This window comes from Kitasatospora sp. NPDC058965, assembly GCF_042741245.1.
Taxonomy (GTDB): Bacteria; Actinomycetota; Actinomycetes; order Streptomycetales; family Streptomycetaceae; genus Kitasatospora.
Genome location: NZ_JBHYKG010000138.1, coordinates 1 through 21,686, shown reverse-complemented (window position 1 = coordinate 21,686; position 21,686 = coordinate 1). Strand labels below are relative to the sequence as shown.

The following is a 21,686-nucleotide window of genomic DNA, read 5'->3' as shown; positions in this document are numbered from 1 at the left end:
CTGGTCGTCGGTCCGGTGCTGCTGCTGGCCGCGGACGTCCTCGGCCGGCTGCTGGTCCGGCCCGCGGAACTGGAGGTCGGCATCGTCACCGCCTTCCTCGGGGCCCCGTTGCTGGCCCTGCTCGCCCGGCGGGCCGCCCGGTGACCCGCCGACCCGCCCGCACCTGGCTGCTCTGCGCGCTGCTGACCGCCGCACTGCTGACCCTGACCGCCGTCGCCCTGAGCACCGGTCAGCTCCGGATCCCGCCGGTCACCGCGCTGCGCGCGCTGTTCGGCCGGGGCACCGCCGGCGACGTCCTGGTGGTCCAGGAGTTCCGCGCGCCGCGGGTGCTCGCGGCCGCCGTGGCCGGCGCGGGCCTGGCGGTCTCCGGCAGCCTGCTGCAGCGGCTGTTCCGCAATCCGCTGGCCTCCCCCGACGTGGTCGGGGTGACCGGTGGGGCCTCCTTCGGCGCGGTCCTGCTGCTCGCCCTCGGCGCTTCCCAACTGCTGGTCCCGCTGGCCGCCCTGGGCGGCGGCCTGCTGGCCGCCGTGCTGCTCGGCGCCTTCGCCTGGCGCTCCGGGGCCGCCGTCGCCCGGCTGGTGCTGATCGGCCTGGCGGTGCAGGCCGGCCTCGCCGCCGCGGTGAACCTGATGATCGTCCGGTTCCCCGCCGAGCTCGCCGCCTCGGCGCTGCAGTGGACCACCGGCTCGCTGTACGGCCGCAGTTGGCTGGAGCTGCGGGTCGGCGGCACGGCGATCCTGCTCGGCCTGGCGGCGGCCCTGCTGAGCCAGCGGCGGCTGGCCGTGCTGGACCTCGGCGACGACTCGGCCGGCGGGCTCGGGCTGCGCCCCGACCGCGCCCGGCTGCACCTCCTGCTGCTGGCCGTCACGCTGGCCTCGCTCGCGGCCGCGCTCACCGGCCCGGTCGGCTTCGTGGCCCTGGTGGTCCCGCACCTGGTCCGCGTGGCGGCCGGTCCGCCGACCCGCGCCACCCTCGTGCTCACCGCGCTCACCGGGGCCGTGCTGCTGCTCGGCGCGGACCTCACCGTGCTGCACCTGCTGCCCGTCCAGGGGCTGCCGGTCGGTGCCGCCACCGCCACCCTCGGAGCCCCGTGGCTCCTGGTCCTGATGATCCGTCAGGGCCGCCGAACGCCGATTGCGAGCGCCCGATGACCACCCTGGCCACCCGTTCCCTGAGCCTGCGCTACGGCGACCGCACCGTCGTCCGCGACCTCGACCTGACCCTGCCGGGCGGCGCGGTCACCGCCGTGGTCGGCCCCAACGCCTGCGGCAAGTCGACCCTGCTGCGCGGTCTGGCCCGGCTGCTCGACCCGGCCGCCGGCACCGTCACGCTGGACGGCGCGGACCTGCACCGGATGCCCGCCCGCACACTGGCCCGCCGGCTCGGCCTGCTGCCGCAGCAGCCGGTCACCCCGGAGGCGATCACCGTCGAGGCGCTGGTCCGGCTGGGCCGCTACCCGCACCAGCGGCTGCTCAGCCCGTGGTCGGCCGCCGACCAGGCCGCCGTGGAGTCCGCGCTGGCCCGCACCGGCACCGCCGAGCTGCGCGGACAGCCGGTCGACCGCCTCTCCGGCGGCCAGCGCCAGCGGGCCTGGATCGCCCTGACCCTGGCCCAGGACACCGACCTGCTGCTGCTGGACGAGCCGACCACCTTCCTCGACCTGCGGCACCAGCTCGACGTGCTCGAACTGGTCGCCGAACTGCACCGCGACCTCGGCCGGACCGTGGTGATGGTGCTGCACGACCTCGGCCAGGCCGCCCGCTACGCGGACCACCTGGTGGTGCTGGACCGGGGCCGCCCGGCCGCCGCCGGCCCGCCCGCCGAGGTGCTCACCGCCGAACTGGTGGAGCGCGTCTTCCAGGTCCCGTGCCGGGTGGTACCCGATCCCGAGACCGGCACCCCGCTGGTCGTCCCCCGAGCCGGTGCCCGGCACCGGCAACCCGCCTGATCCCTGCTCCCGCTGTCCCCTGTCCCGCCTGTCCCCCTGCTAGGAGAACCCCGATGAACCCCCGCCTCCCGATCGCCGTCCTCGCCGTCGCCCTGACCGGCACCCTGCTGGCCGGCTGCGGCAGTTCGGGCAGCGCCGCCAGCGCGGCCGCGCCGGCCGCCACCACCGCGGGCAACGACGACGCCGCGGGCTTCCCCCGCACCGTCCAGCACGCGATGGGCAGCACCGAGATCAAGTCCCGCCCGCAGCGCGTGGTGGTGCTGGACAGCGGCGAGCTGGACGACGTCACCCTGCTCGGCATCACCCCGGTCGGCGCGGTCTCCCCGCACCTGAAGACCGCGGGCGGCTTCCCCACCTACCTCAAGTCCGAGATCAAGGACACCAAGGACGTCGGTCCGATGGCCGAGCCCAACCTGGAGCTGATCGCCTCGCTCAAGCCCGACCTGATCCTCTCCTCGAAGGTCCGCCACGAGAAGGTCTACGACAAGCTCAGCGCGATCGCCCCGACCGTCTTCGCCCAGACCACCGGCTTCCCGTGGAAGGACAACCTCGCCCTCTACGCCAAGGCGCTCGGCAAGGAGGACGCGGCCAAGCAGGCGCTGGCCGACTACCAGGCCCGGGCCGCCCGGCTCGGCGCCGAGATCAAGGCGAAGAACGGCGGCACCGTGCCGACCGCCTCGGTGGTCCGCTTCGTGGCCGGTCCGACCCGGCTGTACCAGAAGGCCTCGTTCAGCGGCACCGTGCTCTCCGACGTGGGCCTGCGGCGCCCGGCCGCGCAGGACGTGGACGCCGCGATGCTGGACGTCAGCCCCGAGCAGTTGGACAAGGCCGACGCCGACCTGGTCTTCGTCACCACCGCCGACGACCCGACCAGGACCCAGCAGAACCAGGTGCAGGCCACCCCGGTCTGGCAGGGGCTCAAGGCGGTCAAGGAGAACAAGGTCTTCACCGTGCCGGACGAGACCTGGATGTCCGGCATCGGCGTGCAGGCGGCCGACCAGATGCTCGGCGACATCGCCCGGGCGACCGGCGTCGAGCCGCCCAAGTAGCCCGCACGGCCAGCCGCACGCCACGACCTCCCGGGGACCTCATGCACCTCTACCTGCTCGCCCTCAATCCGACCGACTCGGTCACCCACGGCTTCCTGCCCGCCGCCGCCCGGCTCGGGCTGTCGGTCACCGTGCTGACCGACGACCCGCTCGCACACCGCCTCGCCTGCGCCGAACTCGCCGACCCCGCCCACCCGGTGGAGGTGCTGGCCTGCGAGGTGCGGGACTTCCGCGAGGTGGTCTCGCTGATCTCCCGCCACCACCGGCCGGCCGCGGTGTTCAGCAACAGCGACCACCTGCAGACCCAGGCGGCGCTCGCCGCCGAGTACTTCGGCCTGCCCGCCAAGGACTGGCGCGCCACGCTGCGGGCCAAGAACAAGGCCGAGCTGCGCCGCCACCTCGCCCTGACCGGGATGGACACGGTGCGCGGCACCGAGCTGGCCCCGGACGCCCCGGCCGCCGACCTGCCCCCGTTCCCCTGCGTGCTGAAGCCGCGGGAGGGCGTCGCCAGCGAGGACGTGGTGCTGGTGGCCGACCGGGCCGAGCTCGACGAGCAGCTGGACCGGATCCGGCAGCGCCGCCCCGCTGCCGTCCTGGTGCTGGAGGAGTTCCTCGACGGGCAGTTGCACACCCTGGAGACCCTGGGCGACGGGGAGCGGCGACTCGCGCTCGGCGGCTTCCGCACCCGGCTCTCGCCGCCGCCGCACTTCGTCGAGGAGGTGCTGGAGTTCGTCCCGGCCTACCCGCCCGCGGTCCTGGCCCAGGTGGAGGCGCAGCTCGACGCCCTCGGAGTGGGCCTGGGGGCCTGCCACACCGAGTTCGTGCTCCAGCCGGACGGCCGGGTGCGGCTGATCGAGGTCAACTACCGCGCCATCGGCGACCAGTGCGACCTGATGCTGGCGGAGATCCTGGGCGTGCCGTACTTCGAGCACGTGCTCCGCACCCACCTCGGCGAGCCGCTGCCCGCCGACCTCGGGGCGCGCGCCGACCGCCGGGCCCGCAACGAGGCGGTCTGCGCCGACCGGGCCGGCACCCTGACCGCAGCGCCGGGGCCGTACGACGGCGAGCGCGACGGGATCCGGCTCAGCTACCGGCCGGTGCGCCGGATCGGCGAGCGGCACCCGCACTACCGGACCAACCGGGACTACCTCGGCGTGGTCTGGGCGGTCGGTCCCGAACAGGCGGGCGTGGACCGGGCGGTGGCCGAGTTCATCGCCGCCCACCGCTGGGAGATCGGCGCATGACCGCGGGCACGGCGCCGACCACCGGCTCGGCGGCCGACACGCTGACCCTGCGGGTGCTCAGCGCCCTGCTGCGCGAGGACGTGGCCGGTCTGCGCACCGCGTCGAGGCTGGAGCAGCGCGCCGACGGTCCGTGGCTGGTCGGCCGGGGCCTGGCCCTGCCGGTCCGCCCGGACGGGTTCCAGTGCGAACTCGCCGCCCGGCTCCCGCTGCTGGAGGTGGGCGGGGTGCCGCACACCGACCTCGACACCGTGCTGGCCGGGCTGCGCGACCTGGCCGGGACCGATCCCGAGACCCGGGAGGGGTTCGCCGCCTTCGCCGCGGAGTGCCGCCAGACGCTGGCCACCATGCTCCTGCACGAGCGCGAACTGCCGTCGACCCACGCCGCCCTGGCCGACCGCCACGGTCCCGACCCGGCGTCCTGGACCGGCCCGACCGCGGCCCTGGCCTTCGACACCCTGGCCGCCTACCAGGACCACCCGGTCTACCCCACCGCCCGCGGGCGCGCCGGACTCACCGAGGCCGACCTGCGCGGGTACGCGCCCGAGTGCCACCCGACCTTCGACCTGCGCTGGCTGGTACTGCCGGCCGGGGCCCTGACGGTGCACGGCCGGGCCCCGCTGCCCGCCTGGTGGCCGACCCCCGAGCAGCTCGGCCTGCCGGAGCTGACGGGGGGTCACCTGACGGTCCCGGTCCATCCGCTCTCGGTCGGCGCGCCGTTGGCCCGGGCGCTGGCCGAGGCCGGGCTGACCGACCGGGCCCGGCTCGCCGACCGGCCCTACCTGGCGGTGCTGCCGACCCTGTCCATGCGGACCGTGGCGGTCGCGGCCGATCCGCTGGTGCACCTGAAGCTCCCGCTGGCCACGGCCACCCTGGGGTTGCGCAACCGGCGCACCATCAAGCCGGGCACGCTGCGCGACGGGGCCGCCGGGCAGCGCCTGCTGGCCGCGGTGATCGCCCGCGAGCCGCGGTTCGCCGCCACCGTGCTGCTGGCCGACGAGCAGTGCTGGGCGCACGCCGACCACGAGCTGCTCGCCGTGCTGCTGCGCCGCTACCCGGCCGCCCCGCAGAGCGTCCAACTGCCGCTGGCCGCGCTGCCGGCCACCGCGCCGAGCGGGCGCCCGGTGGTGCGGGAGCTCGCCGACCGGTTCTACGGGGGCGACCCGCGGGCCCTGTTCGAGGCGCTGCTGGACCTGCTGCTCGACTGGCAGGTGACCCTGTTCGGCCACGGCATCGCGCTGGAGTCGCACCAGCAGAACGTGTCGCTGCTGCTGGACCACGACCGCGGGCGCACCCGGCTGCGGCTGCTGCTGAAGGACAACGACGGCCTGCGGGTCAACCTCGCCAGAGCCGAACTCCCCTTCGCATCGTCCGAGTTCGACGACCCCCGGATCCTGGTCAGCGACGACCGGCCGCTCACCGACCTGTTCACCACCATCACCGGCCACCTGTGCACCGCCGCCCTGGCGTTCCACCTGGACGCGCACGGCCTGGTGCCGCTGGACACCTCGCTCGGCCTGCTGCGCGAGCGGCTGGCCGCGGCGCTCGACCGGCTCGGCCCGGCCGCCGAGCCGCTGCGCCGCGACCTGCTGGCGGCCGACCGGCTGCCGGTGAAGGCGATGGTCAGCGCGGGCAGCCTGTACAGCAAGGCCCGCACCGGGGCGGCCGACATCAACAAGCACTACACCACCGGCCCGAACTACCTGGCGGGCCGATGAGCACCGGGGCGCCGGCGACCGCGCTGGCCGGTCCGGCCGGCCCGGTCGCCGCCCCCGGACTCGGCGGGCGCCAGGTCCGGGCGGTGGCCGGCTGCTACTTCGTGGCCTCGTTCGCCGCGCTCGGACTGCCGCCCTACCTGACCGCGATCCTGCCCGAACTCGGCGACCCGCGCGGGCGCTGGGCCGGCCTGCTGTACGTGGTGCCCACCGTCTTCAGCGCGCTCGGCGCCCCGTTCTGGGGCCGGCTGGCCGACCGGTTCGGCCGCAAGCGCCTGCTGCTGCGGGCCCAACTCGGCCTGAGCGTCTCCTTCCTGCTGGCCGGGCTGGCCGACAGCCTGCCGGCCTTCACGCTGGCCCTGGTGCTCCAGGGCCTGCTCGGCGGCACCTTCGCCGCCACCAACGGCTACCTGGCCGCCGCGCTCGACGGGGCCGGCCTGTCCCGCGCGCTCACCCTGATGCAGGGCAGCGCCCGCGCGGCCCTGGTGGCGGCCCCGATCCTGGTCGGCGCGCTCTCGCCGGTGCTGACGCCGCACCGGCAGTACCTGGTGATGGCCCTGCTCCCGCTCGCGGCGGCCGCGCTGCTGGTCCGCCTGCCGGAGCCCGGCCGGGCCGACAGCGGCCCCGCGACGGCCGACCCGGAGCCGGAACTCCCGCTGCGGGGCGGTGCGTCCGGCGCCCGCACCCCGCTGCGCACCCTCTACCTCTGCGAGTTCGCCTTCGTCTTCGCCACCGTCGTCTCCTTCCCGTACCTCGTCGCCCTGGTCCAGCAGCGGATCCCCGGCATCGGCGCCACCACCGCCGGCCTGCTGTTCGCGCTGCCCCACCTCTGCTACCTGCTGCTGGCCGCCCCGGTGCACCGCGCCGTGCTGCCCCGCCCACGCACCGGCCTCGCGCTCGGCTTCGCCCTGGTCGCGGCCGGCCTGGCGGGCCACCAGCCGGCGCACGGCGTGCTGGGATTCGCGCTGGCCCGGGTGCTGCTCGGCGTCGGCCTGACGCTGGGTCTGGTCGCCCTGGCGGTGCTCGCCGCCGAGGCCGCCGCCGGCCGGCCGCCGGGCCGGATGTTCGGCACCCTCGAACTCGTCTCCAAGGGCGGCGCGGTGGCCGCCGGCGTGGCCGCCGCGCTGGTCGACTCCGCCTGCGGCGCGGCCGCGCCGGTGCTCGTCGGCACCGCCGCCGCCCTGCTGGCCGCCCTGTTCACCCTCCAGTCCGCCCGACCCCCTCGGAGCCACTGATGCGCACCTCCACCGTGACTGCACCCTCCACCGTGACTGCTAACTCCACCACCACTGCCAACTCCACCGCGCCGGCCGCCACCACCCTGCCGGCGGCCGACCTGGTGGTCGCCCACACCCTGGTCAACTGCCTGCTGCGCGAGGTCTGCGAACCGGAGCACCAGACCGCCGTCAGCGACGGCCACCTGCTGCTGCGGCTGCCCCGGCGCGGCGCCCTGCTGCGGGTCGCGCTGCGCCGCACCTCGCTGCTGGGTTCGCACCGCTTCACCGGCCCGGTGCAGCTCTCCGGCCCCGACGGCTGGGCGGCGCTCGACTGGCCGGCGCTGGCCGAGCTGGTCCAGGCCGAACTGACCCTGCGCACCGGCATCACCAACGAGGAGTTCCTCGCCCAGCTGGCGTCCAGTCGGCAGGGCGTGGCGGACGGCCTCGCCGACCGGCCGGCCGCGGGCACCGACCGCTACCTGGAGTCGGAGCAGGCCCTGCTCTTCGGCCACCGCTTCCACCCCGCGCCCAAGTCCCGCTCGGCCCGCGGCGCTGACCGGAGCACCTGGGCCGCCTACGCCCCCGAGGCCCGGGCCGCCTTCCCGCTGCGCTACCTGGCCGTGCGCGAGCACCTGGTCGACGGGGCCGGCACCGACCCCGCCGCAACCGCGCTGCTCGACGGCCTGCGCGAGGTACCGGCCGGCTACCGGCTGCTGCCCGCCCACCCGTGGCAGTACCAACTGCTCGCCGACCACCCGGCGCTGCGCGCCGCCGCGGCCCGCGGCGACGTGCTGGACCTGGGCACCGGCGGACCGCGGTTCGCCGCCACGGCCTCGGTCCGCACGCTGCACGGCGCCGGCGCCTTCCTGAAGTTCAGCCTGAACGTCCGGATCACCAACTGCCTGCGCAAGAACGCCGCCTACGAGCTCACCGGCGCGGTCGAGCTGACCCGGCTGCTCGCACCGGCGCTGGACCGGCTCGCCGCCCGCTTCCCGGACGCCGCGGTGCTGCGCGAGCCCGCCTTCCGCACCCTGGACCTGCCGGGCGAGCGCGAGCTCTACGAGGGCTTCGGGCTGATCGTCCGGGAGGACCTGCCGAGCCGGCTGCGCCCCGGCCTCACCGCACTGCTGGCCGGCGCGGTGGCCGACGAGTACCCCACCAGCTCGGCCCAGTTCGCCCGCCTGGTCGGCGCCGACGCGACCGACGGCGAGCTGCTCGACTGGTGGACGCGCTACCTGCGGCTGCTCGTACCGCCGGTGCTGGCCGCCTACTTCGACCACGGCGTGGTGCTGGAGCCGCACCTGCAGAACGTGCTGATCGGCGTGGACGCCGACGGCCGCCCGGCCCAGGTCCTGTTCCGCGACCTGGAGGGCACCAAGCTGGTGCCCGACCGCAACGCCGACCTGCTGGCCGCCCTGCCGCCCGAGGTCGCCGGACCGATCGGCTACGACGCCCAGCGCGGCTGGGACCGGGTGGTCTACTGCCTGCTGGTCAACCACGTGGCCGAGCTGCTGGCCGCGATCGCCGACCGGAGTCCCGCGCTGGAGCCGGAGTTGTGGCACCGGGTGCGCCGGACGCTGGAGGAGTACGCGGCCGAGCACGGCTGCCCGCCCCGGCTGCGCGCCCTGCTGGCCGGCGTCCCGCTGCCGGCCAAGGCGAACCTGCTCACCCGCTGGGACCGCAAGCCCGACCGCGCGGCCGGCTACGTGCGGCTCGCCTCGCCGCTCGCCCCCGCCGTCCTGACCACCGCCCGCTCCCACTGATGACGCCCGGACGCCGCCCCGACCCCTCCCCCTGGACCCCTCCGTGCCCCTGATCACCGCCACCGCCGCCGACCACGTCCGGCAGCTGCCCGCCGACCGGCTCCCGGCCTACCTGTACGACCTGACCGCGCTGCGCACCCACGCGGCCGCCGTCCGCGCGGTGCTGCCCGACCGGGTCGAGCTGCACTACGCGGCCAAGGCCAACCCCGAACCCGCCCTGCTGCGCGCGCTGCGCGACCACGTGGACGGCTACGAGGTCTCCTCCGGAGGCGAGTTGGCCCATGTGCGGGCCGCCGTCCCGGACGCGCCGCTGGCCTTCGGCGGCCCCGGCAAGACCGACGCCGAGATCGCCGCCGCGCTGGCCGCCGGTGTGCACCGCTGGCACGTCGAGAGCGTCGCCGAACTGCACCGGCTGGCCGCACGCACCGCCGCCCGCCCGCCCGCGGCCCCGCCGGAGGTCCTGCTGCGGGTCAACCTCCCGGTCGCCCCGGGGCAGTTGGCCGGGGTGCCGTTGGCGATGGGCGGCCGCCCGACCCCCTTCGGTCTCGACCCGGCCGACCTCCCGCACTGCCTGCACCTGCTCGGCACCGAGCCGTTCGCCGGCCTGCGGCTGCGCGGCTTCCACTTCCACCTGGCCAGCGGCCTCGACGCGCCCGACCAACTCGCCCTGAGCGAAAGGATCGTGGCCTGGGCCACCGAGCTGGCCCGGTCCGCCGGCCGGCCGCTGACGGAGCTCAACCTCGGCGGCGGCATGGCGGTGGACTACGAGCGGCCGACGGCCCGCTTCGACTGGACGGGCTACGGCGCCGGTCTCGCCGCCCTGCTCGACCGCCACCCCGGCCTGCGCCTGCGGATCGAGCCCGGTCGGGCACTGACCGCCTACTGCGGCTGGTACGCCACCGAGGTGCTCGACGTGAAGCGCAGCCACGGCGAGGAGTTCGCCGTCCTGCGCGGCGGGACCCACCACCTGCGCACCCCGGCCACCCGCGGCCACTCGCAGCCGTTCACCGTCCTCCCGGTCGCGGCCTGGCCGCACCCCTGGCCCCGCCCGGCGGCCGGCTCCGGGCGGGCCACCCTGTGCGGCCAGCTCTGCACCCCCAAGGACGCCCTCGCCCACCGGGCCCCCGTCGGCACCCTGCGCGCGGGCGACCGGGTGGCCTTCGCGCTGGCCGGCGCGTACGCGTGGAACATCTCGCACCACGACTTCCTGATGCACCCGCACCCGAGCGTGCACGTCCTGCCCTGACCATCCGTCGGCTCCGGGTGAGGCGTCGTCATCTTCCACCGGTCCCCTCTCCCGCCGGCCCACTAATGAGGCTAGGCTAGCCTTCCTTAGGCTGCCCTTGCCTGCACGCGGGGGCCAGCTCGCCCTGCGCCGCGGCCGGTCCGGCCGGCTCCGGTCGCGGGCGCGCCCTGCCCAGACCCACGAGGACCAGACCGTGCCCGTTCCGCGTACCAGCAGCGACACCGCGCGCCGCGCCGCGGTGTACTGCTGGCCCGACCCGCAGGCGGCCGAGCCGACCGCCGACGCCACCGGCCCGGTCGAGCCGCGCTGGCTGCTCGCCCTCCAGGAGAAGCACGCCCGCGAACAGGCCGCCACCCTCGGCCTGACCATCGCGCCCCGGCACGTCTTCGCCGACCCCCGCCCACCGCTGCTCGCGCCGCCCGCGAGCCCCGCCGCCCGGCGCGGCCCCGCCAACCCCGCCTGGTCCGCGCTGCTGGCCACCCTGCGCGCCCAGGAGTTCCACCACCTGCTGATCCCGCAGGCCGAGCAACTGGCCCAGCACCACATCGCCTTCGCCGAGCTGCTCACCCTCGCCACCGAGTACGGCGTCCAGTTGCACGGCCACCCCAAGGACCTCAACGACCCGGCCGTGCGCGGCGCGCGGCTCCAGCTGGCGCAGCGCGAGAGCCGGTCCGCCCAGCAGGCCTCGGACCGGGCCCGGCGGGCGCACCGCCGGGCCGCGGCGGACGGCCGCACGCACGGCGGCGGCCTGCGCCGCTTCGGCTACACCCCGGGGCTGACCGAGCTGGTCCCGGCCGAGGCCGCCGTGGTCCGCGAGCTCTTCACCCGCTACCTGGCCGGCGAGTCGCTGCGCGCGCTCGCGCTGGACCTGAACCAGCGCCGGACCCCGACCGCCTACGGCAACAAGTGGACCGTCAGCGGGGTCGGCCGGATCCTCGAAGCCCCCCGGTACGCCGGGCTGCGGGTGCTCGACGGGCAGGTGGCGCGCACGCCCGCCGGCGAGTACGTGGTCGCCGAGTGGCCGCCCTGCGTCACCGTCGCCGACTGGCAGGCGGCCCAGGACCTGCGGGCCTCCCGCAACCGCGAGCAGGCCACCGGCCGCCGGGCGCGCCGCGAGTACCCGCTCACCTCGTTACTGCGCTGCACCCGCTGCGAGCGGCACATGGTGGGGTCCACCGTCGGCAGCTACCCGACCTACGCCTGCACCTCCAACAGCAGCCTGGACGCCGAGCACTGCTCGCGGCACATCGGTGCCGAGTCCCTGGAGTCCCACGTCGCCGACCGTGCGATAGCCCTCCTGGAGGCCCTGCCCACCCCGCTCGACCCGGACAGCCCGGACGCGCTGGACGGCGTCCAGACCGGTCCCGGCGCCCGGTTCGGCTGGGCCCGGCTGAGCCCGACCCGGCGGGCCGCCGTGTTCCGGCACTTCTTCGCGACGATCCGGATCGCCGCGTCCTCCACCAGTCGCAGCGTCTTCGACCCGACCCGGATCGAGATCGTCGCGCGCCCGGTCGGCACCGACTGACCACTACCCCGGGGTGTCCGGCCCGCCGCCCCCGGGGTCGCGCAGCACCCTCAGCCGGCGCTGGTACTCCGCGTCGTCGATCTCGCCGCGGGCGAACCGCTCGCCCAGGATCCGCTCCGCCCCGGTGCGGTCGGCCCCGCCGGCGCCCGGCGCGGGCCCCGCGCCCGCGCCCGGACCGGGCCACGCCACCGGTCCGGGGCTCCCGGTGTGCGTCCCGCGCCCCCGGAGCACCATCACCAGCAGCACGCCCAGTACCACCAGCAGGATCAGCACGACGACCGCGAAGACCCCGAACCCCCAGCCCCCCATGCCCCCGCCGATCCCGTGATGACGGTGGACCCACATCACGCACCACCTCTCTGCGCCCACCTCCCAGTGTGCTACCGGCCGCCGGGACGGTCCGGTCCCGGTCGACGGCCCGGCCGCGCGGTCGGGCGCCGCCCCGGCGGCGCCCGGCACCAGATGGGATGATCGGTCCAAGGTCTGTTCCAGGTCTGCCCGGGCCCCGCCCGGACCCGCGACCGTCAGCCAGCAGCGGAGGGATCATGGCCCCGGACCAGCCGCGCTCCCCGGGCGCACCGCGCCCCCGGGTCGCCGCTGCCGCGCGCCCGGCCCCCGCACCGGGGGACCCGGCCGCGCCCCCGCTCAGCCTGCTCAGCGACACCGAGGCCCGGCACCTCGCCGACACGCTCAGCCCGGCCCCCGACGCCGCGCTGCTCGACCTGCTGCTCACCGACTACCGGCTGCTGCGCCAGATGCTCGACCGGGCCACGGTCGGCATCGCCGTGCTCGACACCGAGCTGCGCTACCGCTACGTCAACCGCGCCCTGGCCGCGATCAACGGGGTCGGCGCCGAGCAGCACATCGGCCGCCGGATCGCCGAGGTGGTGCCCGGGATCAACGTGGCCGCCGCCGAGCAGGCCCTGCGCGCGGTGCTGACCGACGGCGAGCCCCGGCTGCACACGGTCGAGGGCACCACCGCCGCCGACTCCGGCGCCGAGTCCCGCTGGTGGCACAACGCCTACCACCGGCTGGACGACCCCGCCGCCCCCGCCGGCGGCCCCGCCGAACCGGTCGGCCTGGTCGCGGTGGTCCTGGAGATCACCGAGGACCGCCGGATCCGGCAGTCCCTGGACCGGGCCCGCACCCGGCTGGCGCTGCTGGACGAGGCGGCCACCCGGATCACCACCACCCTCGACGCCCAGCAGGCCGCCAAGGAGCTGGCCCGGTTGCTGGTCCCCCGGCTGGCCGACCTCGCCGCGGTCGACGTGCTGGAGCCGGCGCCGCACGACAGCGGCGAACTGACGATGCGCCGGCTCGCCCTGAGCACCACGGCGGAGCTGGTCCAGGCCGGCCGGTACGTCGGCTCGGCCGGCGCACTGCTGCGCCCGCAGGCCGGGTCCGCCGCCGTCCGCTGCCTCGCCGACCAGGGCCCGATCGTCTTCAACCACCCCACCGACGAGGAGATCCGCGCCCTGGCCACCAGCTCCCAGCGGCTCACCTGGTACCGCCGGCTGGGCCTGCACTCGGCCGTGTTCGTGCCGCTCGCCGCCGGCGGCACCGCGATCGGCGTGGTCTCGCTCGCCCGGTCCGGCTCCTCCCCGGAGTTCACCCCGGACGAGGTCGGGCTGATCGCCGAACTCGCCGACCGGGCCGGCTCCGGCATCAACAACGCCCAGCGCTACACGCACGAGCACGAGACCGCGCTGGCCCTGCAGCGGGCCCTGCTGGCGGAGCCGATGACGCCGCACCGGAACATCGACTGCGCCCTGCGCTACCTGCCGGCCGGCGCCACCGCCGAGGTGGGCGGCGACTGGTACGACACCGTCGCGCTGCCCGGCGGCCGCACCCTGCTGGTGGTCGGCGACGTGATGGGCCACGGGCTCGACGCCGCGGCGGCGATGAGCGAGTACCGCTCGCTGGTGCGCTCGCTGGCCCTGCAGCGCCGCTCCCCCGCCGGCATCCTCAACGAGGCCGAGCGGATCCTGGACGCGCTGGCCCCGGAGCGGGTCGCCACCTGCGTGCTGGCCCTGGTCGACCCGGGGCAGCTGCACGCCACCTTCGCCAGCGCGGGCCACCTGCCGCCGGTCCACCTGCGGGCCGACGGCACCGTCCAGCTGCTCGACCTGCCGATCGGGCCGCCGCTGGGCGCCGGGGTCGGCGGCTACGAGCAGCTGACCCTGCCGTTCGACGCGGGGGCCAGCCTGCTGCTCTACACGGACGGGCTGATCGAGCGCCGCGGCACCGACATCGAGGACTCGCTGGCCGCCCTGCGCGGCCTGCCGCTCGATCCGGCGGCCCCGCTGGAGCACCTGATCGACACCGCCCTCACCGGCCTGGCGGCCGGCCACGGCGAGGACGACGTGGCCGTGCTGGCCGCCCGCCTCGCCCGCTGACGCCCGCCGGGCCCGCGGTGGCGCGGCCCGGCCGGGGTCCGGGCCTCACAACTCCCCGCGCTCGGCCCGCCCGGCCTCCTCGGCCGCCGTCTCGGCCGCCCGCACCTCGGCGGCCACCTCGGCCGCGGGCCGGCGGACCGTCCGCCCGCCGTGCCGCGCGGCGATCCCGTCGAGCGGCGCCCGCTCCGGCTCGTGCGCCTCGACGATCAGCATCGCGTTCCCCTCGGCCAGGTCCTTGCTGTAGACCAGCAGCCCCTCGGCCCCGTTCTCGAAGTGCTTCAGCTCCGCCGCGCCGCCGAGCACCGTGCCGGCGGTCCAGCCGAGCAGCACCCCGATCGGGCCGCCGAACAGACCGAGCACCCCGCCCACGATCCCGCCGGCCACGGTCGTCGTCCCCGCCCCGCGCACCCAGCTCTCGGGCGTCTCCAGCAGCCCCTCCGCCGAGCGCACCAGCACGGCGGCCTGCTGCACCCCGTGCACCGCCTTCACCTCGCCGAAGGCGTCCAGTGCCGGCTGCTTGCCGTCGAAGGTGATGAACAGCATGGTGTGCTCAGCGTCGGCCATCGCCAGTCCTCTCCAACACCCGGATCCACGCCTGCCGGTCCCGCAGCCGCGCCCCCTCCCGGCAGGCTACGGGCCCGGGACTGAAACAGCATCAGGACGGCCGCCGACCGGCAGCCGAACACCGCGCGACACGCCGAATCCACCCCGTCGGCCTCATGGTGGTGACTGCCGCCGAAGCGGACAATCAGTACATGCCGCTCCGTCCCGCGCTCACCCGACCTGCCCGGTACGGCTCGCTGGTCGCGGGCATGCTGCCGGTCCTGGCCTTCCCCGCCGCCGACCTGGAATGGCTCGCCTGGGTGGCCCTGGTCCCCGGCCTGCTGCTCTGCCGGCGGGCCCCGCGCGCCCGCGAGGCGGTGGTGCGCGGCTGGTGGTTCGGCGCCGGCTTCGTGCTGGCGGCGATGTACTGGCTGCTGCCCACCGTCGGCCCCGGCCTGCTGGTGATCGCCGTGCTGTTCGGCGCGCTGCAGGGCGCGGTCGGCCTGGCCGTCTGGCTGCTGCTGCGGCCCCCGGTGACGGCGCGTCGCGCCCTGGCCGCGCTGGTGGTGGTCCCCTCGGTCTGGGTGCTCACCGAGTTCGCCCGCTCCTGGCAGGCGCTCGGCGGCCCCTGGGCCCTGCTCGGCGCCACCCAGTGGCGCCACCCCACCGTGCTCGCGCTCGCCTCGGTCGGCGGGATCTGGCTGGTCAGCGCCGCCGTGGTGGCCGTGAACACCGCCGTGCTGATCGTGCTGACGGCCGAGCGCACCGCCGTCCGGGCCGGTGCCTGCTGGGCCGCGGCCGCCGTGCTGCTGGCCGGTCCGGTGGTCTTCGCCCTCACCCCCGGCCCGCCGCCCGCCCGCAGTCTCACCGTCGCGATGATCCAACCGGGCCAGACCGCCGACGGCACCGCCCGGCTCGACGCCTCCGTGGCGCTGACCACCGAGCTGCTCCGCTCCCCGGGCCCGGCCCCGGAGCTGGTGGTCTGGGGCGAGTCCAGCGTCACCACCGACCTCACCCGGGACGCCCCCACGCTGGCCCGGCTGCGCGACCTGGCCGCCACCACCGGAGCCCAGCTGCTGGTCAACGAGGACGCCCGCAAGGCCGACGGCCACATCTCCAAGGACGCCGTGCTGGTCGACCAGGACGGCATCGAGGCCCGCTACGCGAAGATGCGGCTGGTCCCGTTCGGCGAGTACATCCCGTTCCGCTCCGCGCTCGGCTGGCTGACCGGGATCAGCAAGGCGGCCGCCGAGAACCGCACCCCGGGCCACGCCTTCCACCTCTTCCAGCCCGTCGACCGGACCGGCCGGCCGGTCCCGACCGGCGTGCTGATCTGCTTCGAGTCGGCCTTCCCCGACCTGTCCCGCACCGCCGTGCTGCAGGGCGCCCAGCTGCTGGTCTACCAGTCGGCCACCTCGACCTTCCAGGACACCTGGGCGCCGAGCCAGCACGCCTCGCTGGCCGCGGTGCGGGCCGCCGAGACCGGGCGGCCGGTGGTGCAGGGCGCGCTCACCGGCGTCTCGGTGGCGTTCGACCCGCAGGGCCGCGAGCTGGCCCGGCTCGGCACCGCCGGGAGCGGCCCGCTGGTGGTCCGCCTGGCGCTGCCCGATCCCGGCTGGCGCACCTGGTACGACCGGCTCGGCGACGTGGTCCCGTGGACGGCGCTGGCGGTCACCGTCGTCGCGGCCGGCGCCGCGCTGCGCGAGCGGCAGCGGCCGGCCGGCCCCGGGCGGCCTACTCCTTCTTCGCCCGGCTCGGCTGCACCCGGGCCGGCTCGCCCGGCATCTTCGGGTGGTCCGGCGGGTACGGCATCTCCCCGAGCCCCTCGTCCCGCTCCTGACGCTCCGACAGCTCCAGCACCGACTCCAGGCCGAACGCGTGCTGCGCCAGCTCCGCCCACGGATCGCCGGTCGCGGCCAGCCGGTCCGGCACCGTCCGCAGGGTGAAGTCGCCCGGCTCGGCGGCGTCCAGCTCCTCCCAGTGCAGCGGGGTGGAGACGGTGGCCTCGGGCCGGGCCCGCAGCGAGTAGGCGGAGGCGATGGTGCGGTCCCGGGCCATCTGGTTGTAGTCCACGAAGAGCTTCTGCCCGCGCTCCTCCTTCCACCAGGCGGTGGTCACCTGCTCGGGCATCCGCCGCTCCAGCTCGCGGCCGAGCGCGATCGCGCACCGGCGCACCTGCTGGAAGTCCCACTCCGGGCGGACCGGCACGAAGACGTGCAGCCCGCGCCCGCCGGAGGTCTTGGGCCAGCCGCGCAGCCCGTGCTCGCCGAGCAGCTCGCGCAGCTGGTGGGCGGCCCGGACCGCGTCGTGGAAGTCGGTGCCGGGCTGCGGGTCCAGGTCGAGCCGCAGTTCGTCGGGCCGGTCGGTGTCGGACCGGCGCACCGGCCACGGGTGGAAGGTGAGGCAGCCCAGGTTGGCGGCCCAGAGCACCGCGGCCGGCTCGGTGGGGCAGATCTCGTCGGCGAACCGCCCGCTCGGGAAGGCGATCCGGGCGGTGGGCAGCCACTCGGGCGTGTTCTTGGGCGCCCGCTTCTGGTAGAAGAACTCGCCCTCCACCCCGTCCGGGAACCGCTGCAGCGTGGTCGGCCGGTCCCGCAGCGCCCCCAGCGCCGCCCCGGCCACCGCCCGGTAGTACTGCGCCACGTCGAGCTTGGTGTAGCCGGGCCCCGGGTAGTACACCTTGCCCGGGTTGCTCAGCCGCACCGCCCGCCCGCCGACCTCCAACTCCACCGCTTCAGCTGCCATGCCCCCACGCTAGGACGGCGGCCCGCAACCGGCACGCGGTGCGGACGGCGCGCGGGTGACGCACCATCAGGGGTATGGACCTTCCCGTGCTGCCCCCGCTCGATCCGATGCTGGCCAAGGCGGTCGCCGAGATCCCGGCCGGCATGCACTACGAGGCCAAGTGGGACGGCTTCCGCGCGCTGGTCTTCCGCGACGGGGACGAGGTGGAGGTGGCCAGCCGCACCGGGAAGTCGCTGGCCCGCTACTTCCCCGAGCTGCTGGACGCCTTCCGGGCCGAGCTGCCCGGGCGCTGCGTGCTGGACGGCGAGATCGTGCTGGCCCACGACGGGCGGCTGCACTTCGAGGAGCTGCAGGAGCGGATCCACCCCGCCGCCTCCCGGGTGCGCAGGCTCGCCGCCGAGAACCCGGCCAGCTTCATCGCCTTCGACCTGCTGGCGCTCGGCGACGCGTCGCTGCTGGCGCGTCCGCTGGCCGAGCGCCGCACGGCCCTGGTGGCGGCCCTGGCCGGGGCCGGCCCGTGGGTGCACACCGCCCCCGCCACCCGGGACCGGGAGCTGGCCCGGCAGTGGTTCACCGAGTTCGAGGGCGCCGGCCTGGACGGCATCATGGCCAAGCCGCTGGACGACCCGTACCGGCCGGGCGTCCGCTCGATGTTCAAGATCAAGCACGGCCGCACCGCCGACTGCGTGGTGGCCGGCTACCGCCTGCACAAGGACGGCCAGGGCGTCGGCTCGCTGCTGCTCGGCCTGCACGACGCGGCCGGCGCCCTGCAGCACGTGGGCGTCTGCGCCTCCTTCACCGCCGCCCGCCGCCGGGAGCTCGCCGCCGAGCTGGCCCCGCTGGTCCTCGCCGACCCGGCCGGGCACCCGTGGGCCGCCTGGACCGACGGGGCCGCGCACGAGGCCGGCCGGATGCCGGGCGCGCCCAGCCGGTGGAGCGGCGGCAAGGACGCGCAGTGGGTCGCGCTCCGCCCTGAGCGCGTCTGCGAGGTCGCGTACGATCACATGGAAGGGACCAGGTTCCGGCACACCACCCGTTTCCGGCGGTGGCGGCCCGACCGGTCCGCGCGGAGCTGTGACTACAGCCAACTGGAGGAGCCGGTCGGATTCGACCTGGCCCAGCTGCTGGCCGAGGGTGTCTCCCCCGACCGCTGAGCGCCCGGACACCGGCGCCGGCCCCCTCCGACGACCGAGGGACGCAGGTGAGGATCATGGTCCTCTCACGGCAGGAGGCTCGGCAGAGCCGTCGGATCGAGGCCAGGCTGACCGCAGAGGACCCGCGCCTGGCCCGAAGATTCGACCAGTGGTGCCGCAGCCGGGACCGGGTGGCCGAGGCGGCCGCACTGGCCACCGGCCGCCGGCCCGCCGCGGACCTGGACGCCGGCGCCACCCGGCTGCGCCGCCTCTGGCACGAGATCCTGCGCGGCCGGATCCCGCTGCCGTGACCGGGTCCCGTCCGACCGCCCCGGTCGGTCCCCCGCCCCGCCGCCGCGGCCCCGGCGCCACCGGCGAACCGGCCGGCCCGTCACTCCAACGGCCGCGCGGGCCCGTCCACCGGGGCGACCGGTTTGGCACCATCGAGTCAGGGGACACCCGAAGCCGAGAAGGTGAGTGCGGATGTCCAGCGACGCGATCGTGCTGCTGAAGCAGGAGCACAAGGAGCTGCTGCGGCTCTTCAAGGCCTACCGCACCACGCCCCCCACCGACCTGGCCGCGCGCGGCGAGCTGACCCAGCACATCGTGCACGACCTGACCGTCCACTCCTACCTGGTCGACGAGGTGCTCTACCCCGAGGTCGCCGCCCTGCTCAAGGATCCCGCCCACCCGGCGATGCACGGCTACCAGGACCACACCGCGGTCGACCGGCTCTGCGAGGAGGTGGTCGGGCGCTCCCCCGCGGACCCCGGGTTCGGCCAGGGCGTGGAGGCGCTGCTGACCGCCGCGGTCCGCCAGATGGAGCGCGAGGAACGCGAGTGGTTCCCGCTGCTGCGGGCCGCGCTCAGCCGCCGCGACCTGCAGCAGATCGGCACCCACGTGCTGGCGGTGCGCGAGACGGCGCCCCGCCACCGGCCCGGACCCGACGCCGACCGGGCCGACCCCGACCTGGCCGACCCCGACCGAGGCGGCCCGGTCGTCCCGGGCGCCGCCTGACCCCACCGCCACCCAGCCCGACAACCGAGGAGGCACCCGCGATGCCACCGACCGCCACCACCGACGGCGCGCCCGAGGGCGTGGCCGCCACCCGGCTGCTCGACGACCGGCTGCTGCACGAGCTGGAGCAGCTGCACCGCACCCGGCACGAGACCTTCCTCTACGGGTCGGACGACGCGCTGCGCCACCACAACGATCGCACCGCCGCACTGGAGGCCGAGTACCTGCGGCGGTTCCCGGACCGCCTGGTCACCGCCGGGCGCACCCGCTCGGGCGCCCGGGCCCGCGAGGCCGCCGCCCGGGTGGAGGCCACCCCCACCGAGAGCCCCCGGTGAGGCGGCCCGGATGACCGGCCCCACGGCGACGGCGCCGCCGCAACCGACTCCCGCCGACGTCCTGTCCCTGCACGCCGAGGCGGTGGCCTCGTTCGGACGCCGGGTGGCCGGGGTCGCGGCCAACCAGTGGTCGGCGCCCACCCCGTGCACGGCCTGGTCGGTGCGCGACCTGGTGAACCACCTGACCACCGAGCAGCTCTGGGTGCCCGAGCTGCTGCTGGGCGCCACCGTCGCGGAGGTGGGCGACCGGTTCGACGGGGACCGGCTGGGCGACGACCCGGTCGCGTCCTGGACGGCGGCCGCCGCGGCCGCCCGGGCCGCCCTGGAGCTGCCGGACGCGCTGGAGCTGGTCGTCCACCTCTCCTACGGCGACCGCAGTGCGCAGGAGTACTGCGCCGAGCTGACGGTGGACCTGACCGTGCACACCTGGGACCTGGCCCGCGCCACCGGGCAGGACGCCCGGCTGGCCCCGGAGCTGGTGGCCTTCGCCCTGCACGAGGTCACCCCGTACGCGGACCAGCTCTCCGACACCGGCTACTTCGACCCCCCGGTGCCCGCCGCGGCGGACGCCGATCCGCAGACCCGGCTGCTCGCCCTGCTCGGGCGCCGGACCGACAACCAGCCCCGGATCGACCCCGAGGTCATGGGCTGACGCGGGCTCACCGGCCCCGCCCGGGGCCGTGAGACGGTTGTGCCACCCCCTGGTGGCGCCACCTCGGCCGTTCGATATCGTCACCGCTCTCTACACGCAAAGACTGCGGCCCGGACCCCCACCGTCCGGGTCGCGGGCGTGTGCGACACCCTTCGCACACCTACGTTCCAGAGAGCAGGACACGTGCACCACCACTCACTGCGCCGGACCCTTCCGGCCCTGGCGGCGCTCGGCATAGCCGTGGTCGCGCCGCTGGCCACCGCGGGCCCGGCGGCCGCCCATGTCGGGAACCGCTGCGACACCGTGGAGATCAGCTACTCGATCGACGGCGGAGCGCACTTCACCAAGTCGGACGACCTCGGCGGCCCGGCCGGCAAGGTCGTCGTCAAGCTGGACGACGAGGTCGCCCGCGGCTGCGAGTACCCGGTCTCGCTGGCCGCCTACGAGACCGAGGGCGCCACCTGGCAGACCTCGGGCCAGCAGACCCTGGTCGGCTTCGCCACCGGCCTGCTGACCCAGCAGAAGCCGCAGCTCACCCTCGACCTCGGCGGCAAGCTGCCGAAGTGCTTCGGCCAGGTCGACCTCTACAACGGCAGCGAGAAGTACGAGGGCGACAAGGCCCCGCACTACCCGCACCCGGTGATCGGCGACGAGAAGATCGCCTGGTGGAACGGCGGCCAGGCCTGCACGCCGACCCCCACCCCGACGCCGTCCCCCAGCACCTCCACCCCGGCGCCGACCCCGACCGGCAGCACGCCGACCCCGACGCCGAAGCCGACCCCCAGCCCCTCGGCGAGCAGCAGCAAGCCCGCCGCGCCGGCCTCCCCGTCGGCCCCGAGCACGCCGGTCAGCACCGACGTGCCCAGCGGCAAGCCCGAGGTGAAGCCGGTCTCCAGCACCCCGACCAGCCTCGCCAGCACCGGCACCGACGGCAGCGCGCTGGCCACCGTGGCCGGCGCGGGCGCCGTCCTGCTCGGCCTGGGCGCGGGCGCGGTCGTGCTGACCCGCCGCCGGTCCGCCAAGCGCTGACCCGCCGCACCCCAGGGGCCCGCGGGGGCGCGCCCCGGTGCGCGGGGCCCCGCCGGGGCGCGGGGGGGCGCCGCCCGGGCGGGCGGGGGCGTGTAAAAAAAAGACGGGGGCCGCGACAGGTGGGGGGGTTTT

20 protein-coding genes and 1 pseudogene are annotated in these 21,686 nt (G+C 76.2%); 18 read left to right on the top strand and 3 right to left on the bottom strand.

Features of this window, described 5'->3' with window-relative positions; genetic code table 11:
• The 10 genes from ACFW1A_RS22535 to ACFW1A_RS22490 form a co-directional block, all read left to right on the top strand.
• The coding region (locus ACFW1A_RS22535; RefSeq protein WP_380410931.1) for an iron chelate uptake ABC transporter family permease subunit at positions 1–144 on the top strand (144 nt) is incomplete at its 5' end.
• Positions 141–1,151, top strand: coding sequence for a FecCD family ABC transporter permease (locus ACFW1A_RS22530; protein WP_380410930.1), 1,011 nt, complete (start codon positions 141–143; stop codon positions 1,149–1,151). The genes ACFW1A_RS22535 and ACFW1A_RS22530, both read left to right, overlap by 4 nt.
• Positions 1,148–1,948, top strand: a complete 801-nt coding sequence (locus ACFW1A_RS22525) for an ABC transporter ATP-binding protein (RefSeq protein WP_380410929.1) — start codon at positions 1,148–1,150, stop codon at positions 1,946–1,948. Before ACFW1A_RS22530 ends, ACFW1A_RS22525 begins: the two co-directional genes overlap by 4 nt.
• A gap of 53 nt (positions 1,949–2,001) precedes the next feature.
• Positions 2,002–2,997, top strand: a complete 996-nt coding sequence (locus ACFW1A_RS22520; RefSeq protein ID WP_380410928.1) for an ABC transporter substrate-binding protein — start codon at positions 2,002–2,004, stop codon at positions 2,995–2,997.
• A gap of 41 nt (positions 2,998–3,038) precedes the next feature.
• Positions 3,039–4,241 (top strand): acetyl-CoA carboxylase biotin carboxylase subunit family protein, encoded by a 1,203-nt coding sequence (locus ACFW1A_RS22515; RefSeq protein WP_380410927.1) that lies wholly within the window; start codon positions 3,039–3,041, stop codon positions 4,239–4,241.
• Positions 4,238–5,956, top strand: a complete 1,719-nt coding sequence (locus ACFW1A_RS22510) for an IucA/IucC family protein (RefSeq protein ID WP_380410926.1) — start codon at positions 4,238–4,240, stop codon at positions 5,954–5,956. Before ACFW1A_RS22515 ends, ACFW1A_RS22510 begins: the two co-directional genes overlap by 4 nt.
• Positions 5,953–7,188: an MFS transporter gene (locus ACFW1A_RS22505; protein ID WP_380410925.1), complete on the top strand. Its 1,236-nt coding sequence runs from the start codon at positions 5,953–5,955 to the stop codon at positions 7,186–7,188. Before ACFW1A_RS22510 ends, ACFW1A_RS22505 begins: the two co-directional genes overlap by 4 nt.
• Complete coding sequence (locus ACFW1A_RS22500; protein ID WP_380410924.1) at positions 7,188–8,933, top strand: IucA/IucC family protein; 1,746 nt, start codon at positions 7,188–7,190, stop codon at positions 8,931–8,933. The genes ACFW1A_RS22505 and ACFW1A_RS22500 overlap by 1 nt, the downstream gene beginning before the upstream one ends.
• Before the next feature lie 43 nt (positions 8,934–8,976).
• Positions 8,977–10,179: a type III PLP-dependent enzyme gene (locus tag ACFW1A_RS22495; RefSeq protein WP_380410923.1), complete on the top strand. Its 1,203-nt coding sequence runs from the start codon at positions 8,977–8,979 to the stop codon at positions 10,177–10,179.
• Positions 10,180–10,372: 193 nt separating this feature from the next.
• Entirely contained in the window at positions 10,373–11,704 is a 1,332-nt protein-coding gene (locus ACFW1A_RS22490) for a recombinase family protein (RefSeq protein WP_380410922.1), read from the top strand.
• A 3-nt stretch (positions 11,705–11,707) separates the two neighbouring features.
• Here the strand turns inward: ACFW1A_RS22490 and ACFW1A_RS22485 are convergent, their stop codons facing one another.
• Entirely contained in the window at positions 11,708–12,013 is a 306-nt protein-coding gene (locus tag ACFW1A_RS22485) for an SHOCT domain-containing protein (protein WP_380410921.1), read from the bottom strand.
• A 236-nt stretch (positions 12,014–12,249) separates the two neighbouring features.
• Between ACFW1A_RS22485 and ACFW1A_RS22480 the strand changes: the two genes are divergently transcribed.
• The gene (locus ACFW1A_RS22480) at positions 12,250–14,100 is read left to right on the top strand and encodes a SpoIIE family protein phosphatase (RefSeq protein ID WP_380410920.1); all 1,851 of its coding nucleotides are present in this window, start codon (positions 12,250–12,252) and stop codon (positions 14,098–14,100) included.
• A gap of 45 nt (positions 14,101–14,145) precedes the next feature.
• Here ACFW1A_RS22480 and ACFW1A_RS22475 read toward each other — a convergent pair whose 3' ends face one another.
• Positions 14,146–14,664 carry a histidine kinase gene (locus ACFW1A_RS22475; protein WP_380410919.1) on the bottom strand — a complete coding sequence of 173 codons (519 nt, stop codon included), beginning with the start codon at positions 14,662–14,664 and terminating at the stop codon, positions 14,146–14,148.
• A 155-nt stretch (positions 14,665–14,819) separates the two neighbouring features.
• On the opposite strand from ACFW1A_RS22475, the pseudogene lnt reads away from it, so the two are divergent.
• Positions 14,820–16,181, top strand: a pseudogene (lnt, locus tag ACFW1A_RS22470) (apolipoprotein N-acyltransferase); the annotation flags it as partial.
• Positions 16,182–16,377: 196 nt separating this feature from the next.
• Here lnt and ligD read toward each other — a convergent pair.
• A complete protein-coding gene (gene ligD, locus ACFW1A_RS22465) occupies positions 16,378–17,388 on the bottom strand; it encodes a non-homologous end-joining DNA ligase (protein WP_380410918.1) in 1,011 nt (336 codons plus the stop codon).
• A gap of 74 nt (positions 17,389–17,462) precedes the next feature.
• Here ligD and ACFW1A_RS22460 point away from each other — a divergent pair, with 74 nt between their 5' ends.
• The 6 genes from ACFW1A_RS22460 to ACFW1A_RS22435 all read left to right on the top strand — a co-directional run bounded on the left by ACFW1A_RS22460 (position 17,463) and on the right by ACFW1A_RS22435 (position 21,554).
• Entirely contained in the window at positions 17,463–18,542 is a 1,080-nt protein-coding gene (locus ACFW1A_RS22460) for an ATP-dependent DNA ligase (RefSeq protein WP_380410917.1), read from the top strand.
• 56 nt (positions 18,543–18,598) lie between these two features.
• Positions 18,599–18,832: a DUF3040 domain-containing protein gene (locus tag ACFW1A_RS22455; RefSeq protein WP_380410916.1), complete on the top strand. Its 234-nt coding sequence runs from the start codon at positions 18,599–18,601 to the stop codon at positions 18,830–18,832.
• Between the two features lie 172 nt (positions 18,833–19,004).
• The gene (locus tag ACFW1A_RS22450) at positions 19,005–19,538 is read left to right on the top strand and encodes a hemerythrin domain-containing protein (protein WP_380410915.1); all 534 of its coding nucleotides are present in this window, start codon (positions 19,005–19,007) and stop codon (positions 19,536–19,538) included.
• A gap of 41 nt (positions 19,539–19,579) precedes the next feature.
• Positions 19,580–19,873: a DUF6158 family protein gene (locus tag ACFW1A_RS22445; RefSeq protein WP_380410914.1), complete on the top strand. Its 294-nt coding sequence runs from the start codon at positions 19,580–19,582 to the stop codon at positions 19,871–19,873.
• Positions 19,874–19,883: 10 nt separating this feature from the next.
• Positions 19,884–20,525, top strand: a complete 642-nt coding sequence (locus ACFW1A_RS22440; protein WP_380410913.1) for a TIGR03086 family metal-binding protein — start codon at positions 19,884–19,886, stop codon at positions 20,523–20,525.
• A 183-nt stretch (positions 20,526–20,708) separates the two neighbouring features.
• Positions 20,709–21,554: an LPXTG cell wall anchor domain-containing protein gene (locus ACFW1A_RS22435; RefSeq protein WP_380410912.1), complete on the top strand. Its 846-nt coding sequence runs from the start codon at positions 20,709–20,711 to the stop codon at positions 21,552–21,554.
• Positions 21,555–21,686: the final 132 nt, after the last annotated feature.

Excerpts from the sequence above, each read along its gene's own strand:
- ACFW1A_RS22525 (WP_380410929.1), top strand. The coding sequence starts at position 1,148 with ATGACCACCCTGGCCACCCGTTCCCTGAGCCTGCGCTACGGCGACCGC.
- ACFW1A_RS22520 (WP_380410928.1), top strand. The coding sequence starts at position 2,002 with ATGAACCCCCGCCTCCCGATCGCCGTCCTCGCCGTCGCCCTGACCGGC.
- ACFW1A_RS22515 (WP_380410927.1), top strand. The coding sequence starts at position 3,039 with ATGCACCTCTACCTGCTCGCCCTCAATCCGACCGACTCGGTCACCCAC.
- ACFW1A_RS22510 (WP_380410926.1), top strand. The coding sequence starts at position 4,238 with ATGACCGCGGGCACGGCGCCGACCACCGGCTCGGCGGCCGACACGCTG.
- ACFW1A_RS22505 (WP_380410925.1), top strand. The coding sequence starts at position 5,953 with ATGAGCACCGGGGCGCCGGCGACCGCGCTGGCCGGTCCGGCCGGCCCG.
- ACFW1A_RS22500 (WP_380410924.1), top strand. The coding sequence starts at position 7,188 with ATGCGCACCTCCACCGTGACTGCACCCTCCACCGTGACTGCTAACTCC.
- ACFW1A_RS22485 (WP_380410921.1), bottom strand. The coding sequence starts at position 12,013 with ATGGGGGGCTGGGGGTTCGGGGTCTTCGCGGTCGTCGTGCTGATCCTG.
- ACFW1A_RS22480 (WP_380410920.1), top strand. The coding sequence starts at position 12,250 with ATGGCCCCGGACCAGCCGCGCTCCCCGGGCGCACCGCGCCCCCGGGTC.
- ACFW1A_RS22475 (WP_380410919.1), bottom strand. The coding sequence starts at position 14,664 with ATGGCCGACGCTGAGCACACCATGCTGTTCATCACCTTCGACGGCAAG.
- ligD (WP_380410918.1), bottom strand. The coding sequence starts at position 17,388 with ATGGCAGCTGAAGCGGTGGAGTTGGAGGTCGGCGGGCGGGCGGTGCGG.
- ACFW1A_RS22460 (WP_380410917.1), top strand. The coding sequence starts at position 17,463 with ATGGACCTTCCCGTGCTGCCCCCGCTCGATCCGATGCTGGCCAAGGCG.
- ACFW1A_RS22455 (WP_380410916.1), top strand. The coding sequence starts at position 18,599 with ATGGTCCTCTCACGGCAGGAGGCTCGGCAGAGCCGTCGGATCGAGGCC.
- ACFW1A_RS22450 (WP_380410915.1), top strand. The coding sequence starts at position 19,005 with ATGTCCAGCGACGCGATCGTGCTGCTGAAGCAGGAGCACAAGGAGCTG.
- ACFW1A_RS22445 (WP_380410914.1), top strand. The coding sequence starts at position 19,580 with ATGCCACCGACCGCCACCACCGACGGCGCGCCCGAGGGCGTGGCCGCC.
- ACFW1A_RS22440 (WP_380410913.1), top strand. The coding sequence starts at position 19,884 with ATGACCGGCCCCACGGCGACGGCGCCGCCGCAACCGACTCCCGCCGAC.